This window comes from Hydrococcus rivularis NIES-593, assembly GCF_001904635.1.
GTDB classification, from domain to species: domain Bacteria; phylum Cyanobacteriota; class Cyanobacteriia; order Cyanobacteriales; family Microcystaceae; genus Hydrococcus; species Hydrococcus rivularis.
The window spans coordinates 103,722-123,400 of the sequence record NZ_MRCB01000013.1; the positions used below are offsets into that span (position 1 = coordinate 103,722).

Consider the following 19,679-nt stretch of genomic DNA (forward strand, 5'->3'; position numbering starts at 1 on the left):
GGTAGTTTATGTAACTATTAAGATAAATGAAACCAATAAAAATTCTCTGGTTGCGTTGGTGCCGACATTTGTTGAAGACCAGTCTAGTTGCTCTACTTTTGGTTAGCCTGTCAGTTAGTTTAAGCGGAGCCGGATGGAATTGGGAACCTGCTAACTCGGTACTAATTGCTGCTTTAGCGCAAGGAAATGCAATTACCGACCCTTACGCAATTTTGCGATATTCTTTGCCGATCGACAACCAAGCAGTTCGGCAACTCCAAGACGCGATCGAAGATATTTCCAATCATTTGCGAGGAAAACGTTGGGGACCGATTGAGAAAGATGTAAAAGTTGCTACCAAAATCTTATCTTCTAAAGAAAGCGATTTATTAGCTAGCGTTCCCGACGATCGCAAACCTAGAGCCGAAGCTGCGATCGCACAGATAAAAGAGGAGATCGCTCAACTGCAAGATGCGGTCAAAGCCCAAGATAAAAACCAAGTTTGGAGCAAGCGACGAGAATTGCTCGCCCGGATTGGACAATTAGAAGAGTTGATGGTACAAGGGTTTCCCTTTGAGGTGCCTGCCAAATACGCTAACTTGCCTCAGCTTAAGGGTCGTGCCACAGTAGAAATGGAAACGACTAAAGGACTCTTGACGATCGTCGTTGACGGTTATAGCGCTCCTGTCAACGGTGGAAACTTCGTCGATTTAGTGAATCGGGGATTCTATGATGGCTTGCCTTTCATATCCTTGGAAGATGACTTTGTCGTGCAAACGGGCGATCCCCCTGGTCCTGAAGCCGGTTTTATCGATCCAAAAACGAAGCAATATCGAGCCATTCCGCTAGAAGTTTTAGTTAAAGGAGAAAAAGAGCCAATTTATGGCATTACTTTAGAAGATGCGGGAATTTATCTTCCCGATCTAGCGCTTCCTTTTAATGCCTATGGAGCAGTTGCTCTGGCTCGTCCGAGTGACGATCCCAATGGCGGTTCTTCTCAGTTCTTTTTCTTTAAATTTGACAATGAATTAACGCCTCCCGGCTTTAACCTGATGGATGGACGCTATTCAGTATTTGGTTATGTAGTCGAAGGCAAAGAAGTTCTCGAACAACTAACCGACAAAGACAAGATTATTGCCGCTAAAGTGGTAGATGGACTAGACAATTTGGTACAACCACAAGCGAGTTAAAGGTTGGGGAGGGGAAATTAGGAACAATAGACAACTCCTATTTCCCCCCCATTCACTCGCTCGATCGCAACTTAAAAAGTTAATGAAGCAACCCAGACAACAAGAGGAGAGAAATCAGGTATAGAATAGTGCTACAGCACCCAAGAAAACGCTTAATGCTAGATTTAATTGGAAAATTTATTGCTTTGAGCTTGCTCAAACTACAATTGTTGGGCAAGCTTTGCTGTTGCTGGTTGGAGAGTAATGCCAACTTTAGAACAAATGAGTGCTTGCATGCGAGTTTGCCAAACGCTGTCCAATTTCTATGTAGACATCCACTTATTTCGCTACGACGCAAAGCGAGAGGAAATCTACATTCTGGCTGGCGACACCTTGGGTATCACCATTTTTCCGAGTGGAGATTGGGAGTTTGACGAAGATGAGCAAACCTGACTACCAACAAATGAACCGAAAAGCACTTAGAGATTATGTACTCACACACCGTGAGGATGATGAAGCTTTACGTGTATATATGGACAGGCTGCGAACCGAACCAGACGTTAAGCGATCTAAGGGTGGGTTGAATGAAGAAGACCTTGCTCGGCTCGAACAGGTTATTAAGGCAGCTAACGATCGCACATCGGGAAAGCATTCATAATCTCAGCAAACGACAGTGACAAGCTCGATATGCAGCAGTCAGTCAAGCGATCGCTTTCCATCACTAACTAAAAAAATCCCCCAGCTAAGCTAGGGGAGTGAGGTTAAGTAGAAGTGGATAAGCGAAGTAAGGATCTGACTTTAAATTGCTCCAGTTACGAAGTCGCTCTGCTAGTGGCGAGAACATGGACTTTTCTTATCGAGAATCATTGACAAAACCCCCTATTTTTCCTACTCACTCGCTCGATCGCGCGGTCTTCTTGTGAATGAAAGGGTTGGCAATCGCTGCCATCACGCATAGCCATGCAAACGGAACCAGAAATGCGATCGCGCTCGCGAACACAGATGGAAATAAGCTGTCACTGTAGATGAGTGCAAACCGATCCGGTTGGCTCATCTTGTCAAGTAAGGCTGCTATAGTCAATACTGGTATAGACATTTCATTTCTCCTTTTTTCATGGTTAAAATTTCTAATCGTACTAGCTACGGAGAACGCTAATTATTTAGGCGTACTATACCCGTAGGTTATCCAATAAAAACACTTGCCCGCATCAGCTAAATGTCATATCCCAACTATTACCTTTGTCACTATCGCTAAGGCATCAAGATTTAAGGTAAATAAATCAATTTCACCACTAACCTAGAACTCGCATAAAAACCTCTAAGTTCAGGTATAGGTTAATCCAAAATCGTCAATCCTTTCATCGAGTGTCTCATCCCACAAAAACCGTTAAAGATATTGGCGAACAAGGGCTTTTGCAAAGGCTACAAAACTTTTGCCCGCCCGGTATGGTGGGAGACGATGCAGCGGTACTGGAGATAGAATCCGGCTACTCTATGGTAGTCACGACCGATATGCTGGTGGATGGAGTACATTTTAGCGATCGCACGACTTCTCCAGAAGATGTGGGTTGGCGTGCGGCAGCGGCTAATTTATCCGACTTAGCGGCGATGGGGGCTTCTCCCATCGGAATTACGCTGGCTTTGGGTCTGCCAGGAGAGGTTGCGATAAGCTGGGTAGAAGCTCTCTATCACGGACTCTACGATTGCCTGCAACGATATCAAACCCCAATTGTAGGAGGAGATATCTGCTGCTCTTCAGTCATTACCGTCTCGATTACCGCCTTTGGTCGGGTTTTACCCCAGCGAGTCATCCGTCGTTTTAATGCTAAAGCAGGCGACGCGATCGTGGCGACAGGATTTCACGGTTGCTCGCGAGCAGGATTAGAATTACTCCTACATCCAGAAAGCGGCCAAAATTTGGCAGAAACTGCCAAAAATACCTTAATTCAGGCACACCAAAGGCCACAACCGAGACTTGACATTTTAGACCATCTGTGGGCGATAGTAGGAGATCGGTCCGTCGCCGGGATGGACAGTAGCGATGGGTTAGCCGATGCAGTCGTGCAGATTTGCCGTTGCAGTGGCGTTGGCGCTCGTATCGAGCGGCAGGCAATTCCTATCTCGCCTGCTTTGCAGCAGTTTGTTTCGCCAGAGCAAGCTTTAGAATGGATCTTGTATGGCGGAGAAGATTTTGAGTTGGTTTTGTGTCTTTCGCCCCAGTCAGCCCAAGACTTAGTAAACCACTTGGGATCGGCAGCAGCTATTATTGGCATGATTACTAGCGAACCAACTGTCGAGCTAATCGATCGCAGTGGCAATTATGCCCCGCGACAGCTAACCTTATCAGAAGGCTTTCAGCATTTCTAAGACAATTCGGCGTTCGCAATAGCAATCGAAATTATCAATTGTTGAAATAGTAATTTTTAATGAGTCGATCGGGTCATTGCGATCGAGGAAAATTTAACGATACTTTTATAATGATTAAAAGAGAGGTGCTGCCGTTCTGGTATCTTAAAAGCTTTTTCAAGCTGCCAGTTTTAGCAACCAAAGCACCTTACCAATTTTTTGATGAGGGGACATTTGCTGTAGTATGGCAAGAATTGAAACCAGAACCGAACCCATGGTACTTAACATGGGTCCCCACCATCCCTCAATGCACGGCGTACTTCGCTTGATCGTCACCCTCGATGGGGAAGACGTAATCGACTGCGAACCCGTCATCGGTTATCTCCATCGAGGGATGGAAAAAATTGCCGAAAATCGCACAAACGTCATGTACGTCCCTTACGTAAGCCGATGGGACTACGCGGCGGGGATGTTTAACGAGGCAATTACCGTTAATGCGCCAGAAAAATTAGCTGACATTCAAGTTCCCAAACGCGCCCAGTATATCCGCGTCATCATGTTGGAACTCAACCGCATTGCCAATCATCTGCTGTGGTTGGGACCATTCTTGGCTGACGTAGGCGCTCAAACTCCTTTTTTCTACATCTTCCGCGAACGGGAGATGATTTACGACCTCTGGGAAGCGGCAAGCGGTTATCGGATGGTCAATAACAACTACTTCCGCATCGGTGGCGTGGCAGTAGATTTACCCTACGGTTGGGTTGATAAGTGCGAAGATTTCTGCAACTACTTCGAACCGAAAGTCGATGAGTACGAGAAGCTAATCACCAATAACCCGATTTTCCGTCGCCGCGTCGAAGGCGTAGGAACGATTAGCCGCGAAGAGGCAATTAACTGGGGACTTTCCGGTCCCATGTTACGGGCTTCCGGGGTGAAGTGGGATTTACGTAAGGTTGACCACTACGAGTGCTACGACGACTTTGACTGGGAAGTTCAGTGGGAAACGGCTGGCGATTGTTACGCCCGCTATCTGGTACGGATTCGGGAAATGCGGGAGTCGGTTAAAATTCTCCGTCAGGCGCTTAAAGGACTTCCCGGCGGTCCTTACGAAAATCTGGAAGCGAAGCGGATGATGGAAGGGAAAAAGTCCCAGTGGAATGATTTCGATTACCAGTACATCGCCAAAAAAGTCGCACCGACTTTTAAAATTCCCAAGGGCGAACATTACGTCCGCCTCGAAAGCGGTAAAGGGGAATTAGGGATCTTTATTATTGGCAACGATGATGTTTTCCCCTGGCGTTGGAAAATTCGCGCCGCCGATTTTAATAACCTGCAAATCTTGCCTCACATTCTTAAAGGAGTCAAGGTTGCCGATATCGTTGCCATTCTTGGCAGTATCGATATTATTATGGGTTCGGTGGATAGATAATCGGTGATTGGTGAGTGGGTAGAATTTATCCTATTTTTTAGTAAATGACTTGTAAGGGCGAACGGTTGTTCGCCCTTACTTTTCTTATCCCAAGCTCGCGTTAGAATAGCGTGAGGTTTAATGCTGTAACCAAGTCCAGTTAGCGATGCCAATAAAAAATAGACAAACATCCTCAACCGAAAAGCCAGTAGGAGGCAGCAATATGAATACTTTTCTATCGAGCGTTGCAGTTCTAGTGTCTGTAATCGCGTTAGGAGGTACGGGCTTTGCGCTTGTTCAAATGTTTCAATTACAGCAGAGCTTTCGTGAACTCAGCACCTCTGTGCAAAATTCACTTATTGCTTCTGAACCACCACAGTCTCCGCAAACAGCTAGCTCACCTACCGTTCCGATGACCGAATCTAGCCAGCAGGCGAACACTGAAATTCAGCCTGGTCAATTTGTGCAATACGCCTTTAAAAATAGGGCACAAGTTGAACTATTGTCGGTCAAGCGGATTCAAAATCCAGATAACGGGCAGCGAAATGTGGTGAATGTCCAAATGCGGGTTCGTAACCTTGGAGGTAGAAACGGTACAATTGTGCCGAAGCTGACAATCGCGCGAAATCCTGAAACCAGTGAACGTTACGAATCCTACGATAGAGTGGTTGACAAGGCGTCATTCGAACAGGCTCTGAGGGACGGTACGGAGATAGACCGTTCAGGCAGAATCGATCGTGCGACCACATACATTTCTCTGGGTCTTGTGAAAAAAGGATCATCTGCTGATGGTTATGTCTGGCTGCTCATCCCTGAAGAGGTTCAAACGATCGATCTGATAGTACCAGAGACGGCAATATTCGAGAAAGTACCTATTTCAGAATAAGGTCAAGCTTCGGTATTCGATCGATAGTTTAACTAAGGTGATTTACTGCTCGCTTGCTTGAACGGCTTCAATGAGCGATCGCACCTCAAGCGTTCCTTCTGATGGTTCAAAAGTGGCTGGAAACTTGCCTTTCGCTAGCATCCGCAATCCCAAGGGCACAAGGCTCATTAGTCCCCGCAAATCGCGAAAATAATTTCCTACTACATATAAACCAAATTTGCGCTCGTCAATCCAACCACCTTGCTTGACTAAATCGATCAATACTTTGCGGTGGCGAATCGAACGGCTGGCTTGGGCATTTTTACGCTCTAAGATTTCCTGCTTGATTTCGCCAATTCTATCCATCGGGGCAACATCCATCGGACAGACGGCATTGCACATATAGCAGCGCGTGCAGCCCCAAACTCCTTGGGTGCCCTGGTTGTATTTCTCCAAGCGAGCTTCCGTGGTATCGTCGCGGGAGTCATCCACCAGGCGCTGGGCTTTGGCTAGGGCGTGGGGACCGACAAAAGAGGGATCGACCGTGCGGGCATTACACTCAGAATAGCAAGCGCCGCACAAGATACAATTGCCCGATGCATCGAGACGCGATCGCTCCTCTGGCGTTTGCAAGAATTCCCGTTCTGGAATTTGTCGGGCACTGGTGCTGACGTAGGGATCGACGGCTTCTAAATTATCCCAGAAGCTTGTCATATCTACGACCAAATCTTTCATTACAGGCATGTTGCCCATTGGCGCTACGATAATTTCTGGGATCTGAGTATCCGCTCCGTGGGAAAAGCGAGCAAGTTCGCTGCCAACATTTTCTTTACACGCCAAGGCAGAGCGACCGTTAATTCTCATCGCACAGCTACCGCAAATGGTGTTGCGGCAATTTTTCCGAAAAGCGAGAGTTCCATCGAGTTCCCACTTAATGCGATTGAGACAGTCTAAAATTGTATTTCCTGGCTCTACTTCTAAGGTATAAGTCTGAAAACTTGGTGTGCTGTTGGGCTGCTGTCGAAAAATTTTAAAACTGACTTGCATGGTTTCAATCGTTCGAGCGTTTGTTATTTAAAAAAATCTTTAGATCTTGGGAAAAATAACTCCTTATGTCGATCTCGCTGCTTCAAGCTTACCAAAACTTTAAGCTGCTTCCAGGAATCATCTAAGTAGTCTTTAGCGGATGGTATATTGGCTCAACTCGTTTTTCGAGCCAACCTCCGAGACTACCTCAATTCTACTTTATTCTTTTATTCTTTTTGTTTTGTTAGCAGATTGACTGAATTTCTCAATCGTTTTGCACTTAAATCCCTATTAAGGGGTTTTCAGACTATAGACATATCCTGTATTCAGTCTTCCTCTAACCATTCTAGTCTTAAATTTATAATTCTTGAAAATTTTCTTGTCAAAGTTTAAGCAGATAACGTCATATTTTTGATAAGATGAATCTTAACAACAAAAACACAAAAGACAATTAGTAGAAAAAAAAGGAACATTGAGAGAATTATGAGTGAAACCGCGACTGCCCCCTTAACAGGAAAAGCACTGCTTCAAAAAGTAAAAGAGTTATCCCATCTACCTCGGCGAGAAACAGCAAAGCGCTGCGGCTATTACTCTATTAAAGACGGACAAGTTCGCGTTAATTTAACAGATTTTTATGACGCAGTTTTAGCAGCGAAAGGCGTTCCTCTAGAACCAGGCGGAGCAAAAGATGGGCGCGGACGCGAACCTACCTATCGCGTTAGCGTTCACAAAAATGGTCAAATTGTCATTGGTTCGACTTATACCGAACAGATGGGATTAAAACCGGGCGATGAGTTTGTTATCAAACTCGGATACAAACACATTCACCTCAAACAAATTGAAGACGAGTCGGAAGTTGAAGACTCCGAAGAAGCTTTAACCGCGTAATCGATTGGCAGCAAAAACATCGATCGAAACCGCGATCGAGGTAACTGGCGCAATAAGAAATAAAGCGCGTTTGCGATTAAATTTCCATCAAAATCTGCTATTCAAGCGAGCAGACAAGCATGAAGGGTCTATTAAAAGGGCGATCGTATTTTCTAGACTCGCCTTAGCAGACGCAAACCGATCGAATTAAGCGAGTCAGAGCGTCTTGAGTAAATTCCTGAAAATTTTAAGATTAGGGAAAATTTTTGGATCTTCAACCGAATCTGAATCTATTTTTTGAGTGGCTGCGAGGAGCAAACTCTTTACTTAAGATAGGCGTCTTTTTTTTAATTTGGGCGATCGCGTGGTTGCCGATAGCAATTCCGATTGCATGGCAATTTAATTGGCATCCAACTAAACCTCTAAAGCAAGCTTTAAAACTTGCTTTGTTGGCACCGCTATACGCGATCGCTCCCCTTATTGTTTGGGGTGCTGCCACAATTGAAAAGTCTTCTTTTGCTGAGTATGGATTAACTTGGCAACCCAAATTTTTTCTATCTACAGTAGCGGGATTGAGCTTAGGAATTGGGGGATTAATCGTCGTTTTTACGGTCGAGCGATCGCTCGGTTGGCTGCAATGGCAAACGGAAAATTTGCCCCGCCTTCGCTCGGTTATTTTTCCCCTACTTGCATTGGCATTGTGGATAAGTATTACAGAAGAATTAATTTTTCGCGGCTTTTTGCTCGACGAACTGCAACAAAACTACACGATTGCAGTAGCCGCAATCGTATCTAGCACGATTTTTGCTCTATTACATTTAATTTGGGAGCGGGCGCAGACAATTCCTCAACTACCTGGGTTATGGCTGATGGGCACGATTCTCGTGGGTGCGAGATTAGTCGATGATGGAAGCTTGGGATTAGCCTGCGGATTGCACGCTGGTTGGATTTGGGGGCTATCGTCTCTCGATTCCGCGCAATTGCTCTCCTATACAGGTAAAGGCAACCCTTGGATAACTGGGATCGGAGGGCAACCCCTAGCGGGAATCGCCGGAATTTTGTGTTTATTCGGAACGGGAGCTATCCTGAGTGTAGGATTTCTCAAATTCTTCTACTGAGATTGCTAGATTAGCCATGTCGCTCAAACTATCTTTCTTAACAATTCTGACAGCCGCGATCGCGTTGATTACAGTTATTGGCGAGAGGTCGAGCGATGCGCAAGCGAGCGCTTTTATCTGCACGGAAGACAAGAGCGGGATACCGACCACCTTTGCCCAAACATCAAGCGGTTCGGTTCCTATCTTCAGGTGGGTATCGGGATATTTCAGTCAAGCAGGTTATCCTCCCATGCGACGCTGTCAAGAAGTAACGGAACGCATGATGAGTTTCAAAGCGCAGGGAAGACTAAGTCATCTTACTAGCGGCAGAGTTAAAAACCAACCCGTAATTTGTGCCGGAACGAGCTGCGAGGCGAGCGGAGGGAATATTTTATTTACCCTCAGACCCAATCAAAATGCGAATCAAATCTTGCAAGAGATAGCCGCAAATCGCCAAGGTGCGAGCGGACCTTTGGCTCAGTTAATGGGAGGAAACGAAACGGCAAATAGCACTGCTACAGCCACAAGAAGACCCAGTAACGTCATGACGCGCAATCAAGATGGCTCTATAACCTTCGATCTCGATCGCTACCTCAACGAAGTTTCCGCACCGGAACCTAACTATTCCGAAAAACCGTTTGAACTCCCTTCTTCTCAAAGAACGGGTAACTCTCCGACCTTTCCCCCGACAACGCAGCCGAACAATTCTCAAAAACCGCTAGAACTTCCTTCCAATAATGAAGGAAGCAGGTGGTAATAGCACAAAGCGATAACCTTGCAGTAGTTAATTGCGAATTGCGAACTGGTAATTGCGAATTGCTTTGACTCTCTATTCGCGATCGCGCAGTATGGGGGCTTCTTGCTGGGGAGGAAGCAAGGGATTGCCCTCATTGCATTGAGCTGGTTCGGATCGCTTCAGCATCGAGAGGTTGCTCTGGCGAGTTACGCCGTAGCGACCGAGCGCTGCTTCTAACCAAGCCGTGTCAAAAGCAGGCGTTGCCACGCCTTCCATTCCCCAACGCCAGCCGATATAGATAGCGCGATTGGAAAAGACGACGGCTGGAACTCTCTCTTCAGTTACCCAAATAGCCGCAGCTTCGCTGTCAGCCTTTGTCGGGATGAGAGTGCCGCCAACAAGGTCGCCAGACATAGCTTGCGGTTGAGTCGGCACTAGCTGACCGCCTACAACTTCTAGAGCAATGGGAAAGGAATTAGAAAATCCCCAATAAGCGCCAAAAAGCGATCGCAATTGTTTGCGAACTTCCGGTAGCGAGAGATTACCTGTCGGCCCGGTAACGATGACGCGCCCGCCTCTAGCCATCCAGACTTCTAAAGCGCTCGCTTGCGCCCAATCGAGGCTGTCTACATTGGGCAGCAGCAGAACGCGAACGCCCCCTAAATCGGTTTCATTTCGCCATTTGGATGCATCGACAATGCAGTAGTCTACGCCCGTTGCTTGTAGCCGTTTAGTAATTTCTTGCCATTGCGCCGCATTTTCTTGGGCTTTGACGACTCCCAATCGGGCGGTGACGGCGGTTGCTGGAGAGATGAATAGGGCAAAGGGACAAAGATAGGAGATAAGCGCTATAAAATTGCGTTTTTTGAGGATATTTAGACTAAAAACCTCTTTTTTTAGCCTCGAAACACTTTTTAACACGAGTCGTCTCCTTATCCTTTATTCTTAGGGCGCTAGGCATGAGTAATAGATTAATGCAAATCGATTCCATCTTCAAACTGGGAACCGTTTCATCATCGAGACTGCGACTTTGGCTTGTTTTTTTAAAGCGGCAGGAATGCCTGGAATTTGGGGAATCTGCCACAGTAGATCGATGGTTCGACGCAGGAGTCTGACGATATCTCCCTCATCTAGACTGGTATTATCGCAAAGTTCGTTCCAATCTACTCCCAATACCCACTGTTCTATCAAACCCATCAACTGGGTATCCAACCAAACGGGGATAGCAATATCGTATCGGGCTTGCGCCTGGTATAGCTGTCGTCGAATTTCCCGCAAGCCGATTTCTTGCGACCCGGTTTTGCGAAAGGCTTCTAACACGGCTTGGGACGGCGGATAATTCGTCCAAGTATCGGGGCGCAGCGGTTCGGTAATCAAAGCACTGATGGCAGCAGCCAATTGATGGGGTTCGAGGCGATCGAGCGCTCCCGACATCAAGGCCAAACCGAGCCAAAGTTCGTTTTCGCCTCGAATGGTTGCGGCTGCTCGTCCCAGAGGAGTCGGCACCAGCCCATCGAGTGCTCTAAATTCTCGCAAAATTTCAATTAGATTGAGAAAATCTTGCCAATAATAGGATTTATGTGCCTGTTGCTTCTGATATTTTGCGTGACTTCTGTAGAGTTGTTCTCGTATTGTGAGGCGGCGTTGATGCAGTTTGAGTAGGCGAGTGGGATTTTTTTGCTGTTGCAGAGGATGATTATCCAGATTGGCTTGAGAGCGATCGATTCGCTCCTGCTGGGCAATGACTTCGGGAGCAATTGCTGCCGTCGCATCAAGCCGAGTAATTTGCTGAGCGATCGCGGCAGTTTTCTCGTCTCCTTTATGCCAGGGACCGCAGTGGTGATGGGAAGTCCCTTCTAGAAGCGCGTCTAACCCCGGTACGGATAATTGCGCTCCTTGTGACAAGCTATCGGGCAGCATGTCGGTAATATCAGCCAGCGTGACGATATACCAGCGATTATCTTCTCCCAAACATACGAGATCGGGAGCTTGTCCCGAACCGGGGATTTTAGCGACAAAAACCGCAGACAAGGGAGAAGCCACCTTGACGTGTTTTCCTTTAAGGGCAAGCAAGCTACCCGGGGAAAGTTCTGCCAGTCGAGAGGCGATTTCATGCTTTTTGTTAGCTTCTGCTTGCTGCTGAAGGATTTTTAAGAGCCTCTCTTCTTCTTTGAGACGTTCTTTGAGTTTGGCATAGCTGGCAAAGTCGCGATCGTCGAGTCCGGCTAGTTCTACGTCGATTTTTGCCAGTTCTGTGGTCAATTCGGCGATCGCCTTTTTTTCCGGAGCCAGTTTCGACTGCACTAGATATTCGGCAAAGCTGCGCTCTAGTAATTCTTTGGCTTCCTCTAGAGTATGTTTTTGCAGTAAATTCAAAACCATGCCATAGGAAGGCGTAAAGCAACTCTTGAGCGGTTCGGCTTTGGCTGTTGCTAGATAAGCAGCTTCTTTTGCTCCTTCAAAGGGAGTCTGTACCGTCACCACATAGCCTACCTCATCTTTCCCTCGCCGTCCGGCTCTCCCGGCGAGTTGTAAAAACTCAGAAGGAGTCAACATGCTGTGTCCGTCGTCCGTGCGCCTGCTGAGGGCAGAAATAACGGTAGTTCGGGCGGGCATATTGATTCCTGCCGAAAGGGTAGCGGTAGCAAAAACGACTTTGACCAACCCCTGCTCGAATAACTGTTCGACTAATTCCTTCCAGACGGGAAGAATTCCGGCATGATGAGCAGCAATACCGCGCGTTAGAGGTTCTAGCTGATCGAAGCGAATGAAATGGGACTGTTCTGCCATAAAATCCCATAGTTTGACTTGTTCTTGGGGATTTTCACTTAAAAAATCCAGCAAGTTTGAGGTGGCATCGGGATTGTTGGCGAGAAAATCGAGTAGCTTTTTATGCAAGATAGGCGTTTCTTGAGCCAAAAATGCCAGCAGTCGTTCTTGTAAGTCGGGATTTTCAGACAAAAAGAAGACCAGCAGCCTGTGGATAATGGCTTTGGCTTCCGATTCATTAACGAGTACCAAATCTTCGAGTTCCCTGACCGCTTGGTCGCACCCTCGGCGGCTAAAGATTGCATAGATTGCTGGCAGTAAATCCCGTTCGACTAGCTGTTCGACCACACTCAGGATACTGGGACAGTCTTCTCGTCTGCGCCGCCGCTTTTCTTCTCTGGGAGACTTCGATTTGAGGCTGGGATTGATGGCAGTTTGCTTGGAATTGAGAAGGGGATATAACTTCTCTTTGGTGGAGAAGAAAAATCGCAAGGGAACGGGACGGTAGTCGGAGTCAATTAACGCGCAGTGATAAATAACTTGCTTTCCATTTTCCTTGGATCGAGCCGCGAGGCGCACTCGCTCGATCCAGTCCGTCAGTTCTTCTGGATTGCCAATGGTAGCGGAGAGGGCAACTAACTGGATAGTAGGAGGACAATAGATAATCGATTCTTCCCAAACCGTTCCCCGTCCGCGATCGCTGATATAGTGGCATTCATCTAAAACTACGCTTTCTACATTTTCTAGCGATGTCCCCACCTGTCCGATGGGAGTTTCGTAGAGGATATTACGGAAAATCTCCGTGGTCATGATCGCGATCGGGGCATTGGGATTATAGACTACATCTCCGGTGATCAAACCGACCTTTTCGGTTGCCTCCCCGTCTCCCCAACTGCCAAATCGCTCTTGAAAATCTCGAAACTTTTGATTGGAAAGCGCTTTTAGTGGCGTGGTGTAAAAGACTCGCTTGCCCCGCGACAGAGCGCGGTAGATGGCGTATTCTCCGATTAAGGTTTTACCCGAACCAGTGGGAGCGCAAACGACAACAGACTTCCCGGCATCGAGAGCCGCGATCGCTTTTTGTTGGAAATCATCCAGCTTAAATGGAAATAGTTCTTTAAGATTTAACTTGGGATTGCTTAGACGTTCTTTCACTAATGGTTTTTCTTATCTAACTCCTAAACACAAGGGTAAGTTTACATGTACTGGCTATATTGTAAGCGACTCTCAGCAAGGATGGGTTAATTTAACTCATCTCCCATACTTTAGTTGGGGGATGAAAGTGTCATTGGTCAGGATAATTCGTAATTCGTAATTCGCAATTGTTATTGGTCATTGGTTATTAGCCATTGGGGGAAAGGGGAAAGGGCAAAGAACAAGTGACAAAGAACAAAATACTATTTCTAGGTATAAATTAATTAATGCAAATTTAAGACTACATATTTTCTTAAAACTAAATGCTGCTCAACTTTTGCCTAAAGGCTCGAATAGGTGAGTTTTTGACTTAGCCTATTTAATTTAATCTTTATTTTATAAATAAAATCTTCTCTTTACTACCAAAACAAAATAAACTGAAATTTTACAATCATCGCAATTTGTGTATAAGGAACATTAGGAAAGTCTAGAAACGTCTGTAAAAATCAAAGAAGCAACTTTATTCGCTATTGCGCTTGCGCTCGGTCGAGTCAAAATTTTTCTGGATTTATCTGGTAGGACACACGTATTAATGAAAGCGTTTAATCCCCAAGACTTCCATATTCTTATTGTAGATGGCACTAGCGATAATGATAATCTTCAGCCGACGATCGCCAGGTTGGCAGAAACGGGATACGGCATATCTTTTGTGGCTAACGAACAGAAAGCGCTAGAGGCAATTAAACAGCTCCAACCAGATTTAATTCTTCTCAATCTCACCAAGCAGGGTGCAAACGTGCTAGAAATAGGCAAAACCCTACATGCCCATTCTGAGTATGCTCGAATTCCTAAGCTTTTTCTGACCGCTAATCGGGAACAAGAGGCATTGCTCGAAACGCTCGATAGCGGCATGGTCGATTCCTTGAGCCAAGCATCCAACGAGTTAGAAGTACTCGCTTGCATTAGAACCCATTTGAAATTAAAACGGAATTGGGAGCAATTGCAGAAAGCTTATTCGGAATTGGAAAAATTAGTCAACACCGATCCTTTAACAGGCGTGGCGAATCGTCGCGCTCTGATAGCGTTTGGAGAAAGAGAATTCAACCGCGCCAAGCGATATGCCCATCCTTTTTCCGTTTTGGCGATCGATATCGATCGCTTCAAACAAATCAACGACACCTACGGGCACGATATCGGCGATCGCGTTTTGATTGCTATGTCAAGATCGATTACGCAATACCTTCGCCAAGTTGATTGTTTTGGGCGATTTGGCGGAGAAGAATTTTTAGTCTTTTTGCCGGAAACAGAAGAACTTCAAGCGGCAAAAGTTGCCGAACGTATCCGCAAAAGAATCGCCAAAATCTCCCTCCAAGTTGCCGAACAAACCGTGACCATAACTGTCAGTATCGGCATAGCGACTTATCAACCCGGCGACGGAACGCTCGATGCCATTATAAAACGCGCCGATCGCTCTCTCTATAGCGCTAAAGAACAAGGACGCAATCGAGTAGGGATTAGCGTTCCCGTCGTCTTATCTTCTTGTAGCTGTCAATCGAAGTCGGAATTAAGAAGTATTTCTTAAATGCAGACAGGTTGGACATGAGGACGACAGCCAAAAAACGCTTTTCCCACAATCAAACCACAGGTTGGTTCATCTGTCGTCGCACGAGAGCATTTTCTAAAACTTGCTCGATGCGATCGCACAGGATAAATTCCATCTTTTCCCGTGCGTCTTGCGGCACTTCTGCCAAATCTTTTTCGTTCTGTTTGGGTAAAATGATACGAGTAATTCCGGCTCGGCGAGCGGCTAACACTTTTTCTCGGACTCCGCCGATGGGTAAAACTTCGCCGCTGAGGTCGATTTCTCCGGTCATAGCAGTATCGGTGCGAACGGGTTGGTTGGTTAGCAAAGACGCGATCGCAACTACCATCGTCACTCCGGCTGATGGGCCATCTTTGGGAATTGCACCCGCCGGAACGTGGAGATGCAAACCGTTGCTCTTGAAGGCGCTAACGTCAATTCCGAGCGCGTCCGCATTAGACCAGATGTAGGAATAAGCCAGTTTAGCCGATTCTTGCATGACTTCCCCAAGCTGACCCGTTAGGGTCAAATCTTTCCCTTGAGGTAGTAAAACCGCTTCGACAAAGAGGATTTCTCCGCCTTGCACGGTCCAAGCTAAACCCGTCGCTACCCCCGGTCGGCTGACTTTGCGCTTCTCTTCTCGCCAAAAATGCGGCGGACCGAGCAGTTCTTCGAGTTGTTCGGGATGAACGATAGTCGGCGTGGTTTCGCCGCTGGCATAGCGGACGGCAACTTTGCGACACAGCGTTCCTAATTGCTGCTCGAGCTTGCGTACCCCGGCTTCGCGGGTGTAAAGTTCGATAATTTGACGCAGCGTTTCTGTCGAAAGCTGTACGGCATTCGCTGGCAGTCCTGCCTTTTCGATTTGTCTGGGCAAAAGATATTGCTCGGCGATCGCCAGTTTTTCCTCTTCAGAATAACCGGACAGTTCGATAATTTCTAGCCGATCGAGCAAGGGTGCAGGCACGCGAGACAAATCGTTAGCCGTACCGATAAAGAGGATTTGAGACAGGTCGAAGTCCAAATCGAGGTAGAGATCGCGGAAACTGTAGTTTTGTTGCGGGTCGAGAATTTCTAGCAATACCGATGCCGGATCGCCGCGATAGTCCATCCCGATTTTATCGAGTTCGTCGAGCATGATGACGGGATTTTTGACTCCGGCTCGATGCAATGCCTGTACGATACGACCGGGCATAGCGCCGATGTAGGTGCGGCGGTGACCGCGCAATTCGGCTTCATCTCGCAACCCGCCGAGACCGATCCGCTCGAAAGGACGACCCAAAGCGCGAGCGATCGACCGACCCAGACTGGTTTTCCCAGTTCCTGGCGGTCCGACGAAGCAGATTACCGTTCCGACGCTGTAACGCTCGTCGTGTCGTTCTGGCTTTTCCGTCTCTGTGTCCTCGTTCCGAGCCATTCGTTTGAGCTTGAAGGTGGCTAGGTGTTCGATGATGCGATCTTTGATTTTGGACAGACCGTAGTGGTCGGCATCGAGAACTTCTCTGGCATTTTGCAAGTCGAGATTGTCTTCAATCGTCTTATTCCACGGCATTTCTAGGAGCCAGTCTAGATAGGTGCGAATGACTCCGCCTTCTGCCGAGGCACTGCCGATGCGTTCTAAGCGAGCCAATTCGCGTTTGGCTTGCTTTTCGGCTGGTTCTGGCAAGTTGGCCGTTGCCAGACGCGATCGCAATTCTTCGATCTCCTGTTTTTCAGAATCGACTTCGCCGAGTTCCTCCTGAATTTTCTTCAGTTGTTGGCGCAGGAAGAATTCTTTCTGCTGCTGGTCGATTTCCTTTTTGGTTTCGCCGAGGATTTCGCCGCGCAGGCGCAGAACTTCGATTTCTTTTTGCAAGTCTGCTAGCACTTGCCGCAAAAGCAATTCCAGATCGTTTTGCTCTAGCAAGGTCTGCATTTTGGGGACTTCCTGCTGAAGCAAAATAGCTGTCTGATAGGCTAACTGTGCTGGAGATTCGATATTGAGCAAGACCGTCAGGACTTCTTCTGGAAAGTTGGGATTGAGGGAGGCTGCTTCTTGCCAGAGGGATTTCAGCGCACTTGTGAGAGCTTGGATTGACTGTTGTTGCGCTCCAGCCGCGATCGCCGCTTCTACTGTCAGGTTGGGCAAGCGCTCAAATTTAACAATATAAGTCGGCTCCGTCTGCAATAGTTGTTCGATGCGGACTCGCTCTTGACCTTCGATGATAAGCTGGATCGGTCCTACGGGCAACCGAAGCATCTTATGGACTACTGCTAAGGTGGCAATTGGGTAGAGTTCTTCCAAGCTCTCAATTTCAGCTTTTTCTTCCTTTTCTAGCTTTTGAACGGCTTCTGGACGCACGGCAGCAATGATGACTTGTTTTTGCTCCGTCATCATTACCGACTCCGCCACCGATACCGATCGCGGTCGTCCCGCTACCACTGGCAAAGTCACGCCAGGTAATAGGACAATGTTGCGTAGCGGCAGCAAAAAACCCGTTTCTAATTTTTCTCTCGGTTTAAGCGCTAGGTGTGGAAGCGGGAACATAATACCTCCTCATCCTGTCGATTCAAGAGTGGTCTTCTTACCTTAATGCTATAAAATCCCTCAGTTGAAGGGGATCGCTAAACCGTACTCGTTTCTAGTGCATTTTCTTCACTGATTTTTCTATAGGCGATCGTCGCCGCTAAACCTTTGTGCCAGTATTGATGTCATTGTCCCCTCCCAACATCCGATAAACTTATATCTTGTATCTTGCACCTTTGGCATCAACGCCTAGAACTCTAGAACTAGAGTTCTAGGCTCAAAGCTCAACTCGATTAAAATCGACTGAAATTCCGATCGGGTCTTCTTGAGAAGACTTTTTTGCTCGGACGGGAAATGAATGACAAGAGCAGTTGTTGATAATAGTGCAAGATCTCAGATAAAAGCTATGCTTCTCGTTTGAGAATCACCATTTTGTTACCAACTACTGGGTTGCGAGCTAGTAGCGTTCCTTGAGAATCGATGATTTCCAATTTGCGAAAATCTAATTTCCGAGAACGTTCTAGGATAGAATTTGCCAGTTTATCTTGTCTGCCAGGGTTGAGTTGATACCAATCGTCTCCCACAGTTACGAGCAAACGACCTGCCAAGAAATTTGCTTCTACCGAACGAACCAATCCTTCTGGATACTGACTGGTAATCGCAGCAACTTGCTCTTGAATCGCTGCAATTAAACTCTGCTCCGGCGTTAATTCTGGTTCGGGTGGCGGGATGATTTCTACGGGTTCGGGTTTTCCAGGTGCTTTGAGTTCTGGCGGGGTTTTCACCACCTCTGGAGTTTGGGATGGGGCTTCTGGTGTAGTTTCTGGTGCGGTTTCTGGTGGGGCTTCTCCGATTTTTGCGGACGGTTGAGGCAGCAGCAATACAGAAGTTATCAACACGGCTACGATAATTCCTGCGAGAATCCCCGTCAATCCCCAATCTGAGAGCTTCTCTTGTAAGGGTGCTGGCAGCCAAGAACGAATCTTCGCTAAAATGCCATCCCACCAGGTTTGCAAGCTGCTAAAACTCGGTAAAATCTTATCTATCCAACTTTCTTCTTCTGATGGTATTGCTTCCTCGATTTCTTGAGAAGCGATCGCTTCTTGGGCAGGCTTTGTAGGAGCGACTTCTGTGGTTTGGGTGGGGACAGCTTGCGTTGTTTCGGGCGTTGTTACCTCGGTTTTCCCTATCGAAGCCGCTAATGTCTCGGTACTGGCTAATAGACTTTCTATGGTCGCTTTAGAAGGCAAATTCTCGACCGATTCCGCGCTGAGTTGATTGACAACGCGATCGAGTTGTTGAATGGTTTTTTGCAACAGTTCGATGATTTCTGCCTGAGAATAGCCATTCTCAGAAGTTTCTGAAGGGGTTGGGGTATTGGGTGTTGACTGTTGCCGTTCTTGTGACATTGACTTTCCTCCTAGACAGCCTAGAAGCTGCCGCCCTAGCACCAATCTATCATTTCTCTCAACCTTACCTCGGATAGAGTTGCTAAATCTTTGCAGATGTATCACTTGCTGGCATCTTTGTCCACAGTATTCGAGTTGCAAAAGCGGGTTATCGCGTTTGCGCGATCGATATCTCAAAAACGATGCTCGAACAAGCGAGGTGCCGCGTAAGAGTTGCAAATGTTAGCGATCGCGTAGAATTCCATCAAAAGGATTTGACGCAACTCGACTTCCCAGATAGCTCGTTTCGCTATGCTTTTTCTTGGGGAGTCATCATCCACATTCGAGAAGCTGAAAAAGCTCTTGACGAGCTGGTCCGTATCGTTGAGCCAGGAGGTAAGCTAGCACTATACTTAACGAACAAGACAGCAGCAGACCACAAAATTGAATCTTTGATGCGTTTTGTACGGCGAAAACCATTGACAGACTTTCACAGTCTCCCCTTTGGCGACGGTATTTGGTACGACATGAACAACCATAAGCTTTGGCTGTGGAGATTTGACGCTCAAACAATCGTCAACTATCTCGCAGATAAGGGATTGGTTTTAAAACATCGTCGCATAGGGGAACTATCAGAAATTCAGCGACGCTTACAAGGTCTTCCCCGACACCTACTTTTGCGATTGAATAACTTAGCTTATAGCTTAAACATTCCTCCATACATAGCTGCAACTTCGCTGTTCGTCTTCGAGAAAAAACGTCGGTAAAGCAGTAGCAAGCATTAAAACTCATATAACTTGGCAAAGA

Annotated in this window: 17 protein-coding genes; 11 read left to right on the top strand and 6 right to left on the bottom strand. The window is 46.9% G+C overall.

Annotated elements, in window-relative coordinates:
• Positions 1-26: 26 nt before the first annotated feature.
• From NIES593_RS12525 to NIES593_RS25790, 3 genes are all read left to right on the top strand, one after another.
• Positions 27-1,169: a peptidylprolyl isomerase gene (locus NIES593_RS12525; RefSeq protein ID WP_083602435.1), complete on the top strand. Its 1,143-nt coding sequence runs from the start codon at positions 27-29 to the stop codon at positions 1,167-1,169.
• Positions 1,170-1,412: 243 nt separating this feature from the next.
• The gene (locus NIES593_RS12530) at positions 1,413-1,601 is read left to right on the top strand and encodes a DUF6888 family protein (RefSeq protein ID WP_073599900.1); all 189 of its coding nucleotides are present in this window, start codon (positions 1,413-1,415) and stop codon (positions 1,599-1,601) included.
• A gap of 10 nt (positions 1,602-1,611) precedes the next feature.
• Positions 1,612-1,806, top strand: coding sequence for a DUF6887 family protein (locus NIES593_RS25790; RefSeq protein ID WP_425432539.1), 195 nt, complete (start codon positions 1,612-1,614; stop codon positions 1,804-1,806).
• 234 nt (positions 1,807-2,040) lie between these two features.
• Here the strand turns inward: NIES593_RS25790 and NIES593_RS12540 are convergent, their stop codons facing one another.
• Positions 2,041-2,244, bottom strand: coding sequence for a hypothetical protein (locus NIES593_RS12540; protein WP_073599902.1), 204 nt, complete (start codon positions 2,242-2,244; stop codon positions 2,041-2,043).
• A gap of 269 nt (positions 2,245-2,513) precedes the next feature.
• On the opposite strand from NIES593_RS12540, the gene thiL reads away from it, so the two are divergent.
• The 3 genes from thiL to NIES593_RS12555 all read left to right on the top strand — a co-directional run bounded on the left by thiL (position 2,514) and on the right by NIES593_RS12555 (position 5,788).
• Complete coding sequence (gene thiL / locus NIES593_RS12545) at positions 2,514-3,515, top strand: thiamine-phosphate kinase (protein ID WP_073599903.1); 1,002 nt, start codon at positions 2,514-2,516, stop codon at positions 3,513-3,515.
• A gap of 223 nt (positions 3,516-3,738) precedes the next feature.
• Complete coding sequence (locus NIES593_RS12550) at positions 3,739-4,923, top strand: NAD(P)H-quinone oxidoreductase subunit H (RefSeq protein WP_073599904.1); 1,185 nt, start codon at positions 3,739-3,741, stop codon at positions 4,921-4,923.
• Between the two features lie 202 nt (positions 4,924-5,125).
• Positions 5,126-5,788, top strand: coding sequence for a hypothetical protein (locus NIES593_RS12555; protein ID WP_073599905.1), 663 nt, complete (start codon positions 5,126-5,128; stop codon positions 5,786-5,788).
• 42 nt (positions 5,789-5,830) lie between these two features.
• Here NIES593_RS12555 and NIES593_RS12560 read toward each other — a convergent pair whose 3' ends face one another.
• Positions 5,831-6,814, bottom strand: coding sequence for a succinate dehydrogenase/fumarate reductase iron-sulfur subunit (locus NIES593_RS12560; RefSeq protein ID WP_073599906.1), 984 nt, complete (start codon positions 6,812-6,814; stop codon positions 5,831-5,833).
• A 462-nt stretch (positions 6,815-7,276) separates the two neighbouring features.
• On the opposite strand from NIES593_RS12560, the gene NIES593_RS12565 reads away from it, so the two are divergent.
• The 3 genes from NIES593_RS12565 to NIES593_RS12580 all read left to right on the top strand — a co-directional run bounded on the left by NIES593_RS12565 (position 7,277) and on the right by NIES593_RS12580 (position 9,514).
• Entirely contained in the window at positions 7,277-7,681 is a 405-nt protein-coding gene (locus tag NIES593_RS12565) for an AbrB family transcriptional regulator (RefSeq protein WP_073599907.1), read from the top strand.
• Between the two features lie 245 nt (positions 7,682-7,926).
• A complete protein-coding gene (locus tag NIES593_RS12575) occupies positions 7,927-8,778 on the top strand; it encodes a CPBP family intramembrane glutamic endopeptidase (protein WP_083602436.1) in 852 nt (283 codons plus the stop codon).
• A 16-nt stretch (positions 8,779-8,794) separates the two neighbouring features.
• Positions 8,795-9,514, top strand: coding sequence for a COP23 domain-containing protein (locus NIES593_RS12580; protein ID WP_073599909.1), 720 nt, complete (start codon positions 8,795-8,797; stop codon positions 9,512-9,514).
• Positions 9,515-9,586: 72 nt separating this feature from the next.
• Here the strand turns inward: NIES593_RS12580 and NIES593_RS12585 are convergent, their stop codons facing one another.
• A complete protein-coding gene (locus NIES593_RS12585) occupies positions 9,587-10,414 on the bottom strand; it encodes a type 1 glutamine amidotransferase family protein (RefSeq protein ID WP_073599910.1) in 828 nt (275 codons plus the stop codon).
• Positions 10,415-10,486: 72 nt separating this feature from the next.
• The gene (locus tag NIES593_RS12590) at positions 10,487-13,417 is read right to left on the bottom strand and encodes a DEAD/DEAH box helicase (RefSeq protein WP_073599911.1); all 2,931 of its coding nucleotides are present in this window, start codon (positions 13,415-13,417) and stop codon (positions 10,487-10,489) included.
• Positions 13,418-13,988: 571 nt separating this feature from the next.
• Here NIES593_RS12590 and NIES593_RS12595 point away from each other — a divergent pair.
• The gene (locus tag NIES593_RS12595) at positions 13,989-14,978 is read left to right on the top strand and encodes a GGDEF domain-containing response regulator (protein ID WP_073599912.1); all 990 of its coding nucleotides are present in this window, start codon (positions 13,989-13,991) and stop codon (positions 14,976-14,978) included.
• A gap of 52 nt (positions 14,979-15,030) precedes the next feature.
• Here NIES593_RS12595 and lon read toward each other — a convergent pair whose 3' ends face one another.
• Positions 15,031-17,505, bottom strand: a complete 2,475-nt coding sequence (gene lon, locus NIES593_RS12600) for an endopeptidase La (protein ID WP_073599913.1) — start codon at positions 17,503-17,505, stop codon at positions 15,031-15,033.
• Between the two features lie 383 nt (positions 17,506-17,888).
• Positions 17,889-18,893 (bottom strand): hypothetical protein, encoded by a 1,005-nt coding sequence (locus NIES593_RS12605; protein WP_073599914.1) that lies wholly within the window; start codon positions 18,891-18,893, stop codon positions 17,889-17,891.
• A 113-nt stretch (positions 18,894-19,006) separates the two neighbouring features.
• On the opposite strand from NIES593_RS12605, the gene NIES593_RS12610 reads away from it, so the two are divergent.
• Positions 19,007-19,639, top strand: coding sequence for a class I SAM-dependent methyltransferase (locus NIES593_RS12610; protein WP_281250735.1), 633 nt, complete (start codon positions 19,007-19,009; stop codon positions 19,637-19,639).
• Positions 19,640-19,679: the final 40 nt, after the last annotated feature.